The organism is Saccharothrix sp. ST-888, from assembly GCF_000955975.1.
Lineage (GTDB): Bacteria > Actinomycetota > Actinomycetes > Streptomycetales > Streptomycetaceae > Kitasatospora.
In genome coordinates this window covers 1-375 of the sequence record NZ_JYJF01000483.1, presented here as the reverse complement: position 1 = coordinate 375, position 375 = coordinate 1, and the positions used below count along the sequence as shown (strand labels likewise).

At 68.0% G+C, this 375-nt stretch carries 1 protein-coding gene; it reads left to right on the top strand.

Annotation, left to right across the window (positions count from 1 at the left end; translation table 11 throughout):
• On the top strand, nucleotides 1-247 hold a 247-nt coding region (locus UK12_RS42060), incomplete at its 5' end, for a hypothetical protein (RefSeq protein ID WP_197085396.1).
• Between the last annotated feature and the right edge of the window lie 128 nt (nucleotides 248-375).

Below are 375 nucleotides of genomic sequence, written 5' to 3'. Positions count from 1 at the left end.
GACGTTGGTGGTGCAGGCGCGGCTGGGACTGGGCCGCGGCCGGGACGACGTAGCCGCGCTGCTGGTCGGTCCGATCTCGGCGCTGCTGTGCTGCGTGGCCCGCCCGCTGCCGCTGCAGCTGCGGTATCAGCCGCGTTCGAGCTCGCAGGTGGGGGCCAAGGCTCTGGACGCGCCGGATGTGGCCGCCTGGTGGTGGGTGGCGGTCGAGAATCGCCGGATCGTCCGGCCGAAACGTACGGCTAGCTAATAGCTCGAGCAGTGCTGTTGCAGCAGCGAGACGCGGAACTCGTGCTCCAGGGCGATGAAGCCATCCTGCAATACAGCGAGCTGGCTACGCAACGAGGTGCACAACAATTGCGTTTGCCGGGTGTGCGC